Origin of the sequence: Rhizobium rosettiformans W3 (assembly GCF_004912135.1) — a bacterium.
In the GTDB taxonomy this organism is placed as follows: Bacteria; Pseudomonadota; Alphaproteobacteria; order Rhizobiales; family Rhizobiaceae; genus Allorhizobium; species Allorhizobium rosettiformans.
In genome coordinates this window covers 1-647 of sequence record NZ_STGU01000082.1, presented here as the reverse complement: position 1 = coordinate 647, position 647 = coordinate 1, and the positions used below count along the sequence as shown (strand labels likewise).

General features: G+C 62.1%; 1 protein-coding gene. It reads right to left on the bottom strand.

Features of this window, described 5'->3' with window-relative positions; translation table 11 throughout:
* Positions 1-33: 33 nt before the first annotated feature.
* Positions 34-647, bottom strand: a 614-nt coding sequence (locus FAA86_RS24445; RefSeq protein ID WP_167495093.1) for a Tn3 family transposase, incomplete at its 5' end; no start/stop codon positions are given.

Sequence of the window (647 nt, the reverse complement as noted above, 5' to 3'; positions counted from 1 at the left end):
GGGGTCGTTTGCGGGAGGGGGCGGAATCCTACGCTAAGGCTTTGGCCAGCGATATTCTCCGGTGAGATTGATGTGTTCCCATCCGAGCGGCGAAACATGGGCCAAGAGATCGGGCGATAGCAGCTTTCCATCGCGTTTCTGGTTTGCAACGACCTCGCCGAGCTTCATGGTGTTCCAGAAGATGATGATGGCGGCGAGCAGATTCATGCCGGCGATGCGGTAATGCTGGCCTTCGGCGGAACGGTCGCGGATTTCACCGCGGCGGTGGAAGCTGATTGCCCGCTTCAGCGCATGATGAGCTTCGCCTTTGTTGAGCCCGATCTGGGCACGCCGTTGGAGTTCGGCATCCAGAATCCAGTCGATCATGAACAGGGTGCGCTCGACGCGACCGACTTCCCGCAGGGCTGTCGCGAGCTCGTTCTGCCGCGGATAGGAGGCGAGTTTCCGCAGAATCTGGCTTGGCGCGACGGTCCCGGCAGCAATGGTGGCGGCGATGCGCAGGATGTCGGGCCAATTGCGCTCGATCATGGCTTGGTTGACCTTTCCGCCGATCAACGCTCGCAGGTGCGCCGGGGCGGCCGACGGATTGAACGCGTAGAGCCGTTTGGATGGCAGGTCGCGGATGCGCGGAGCGAACCGGTAGCCGA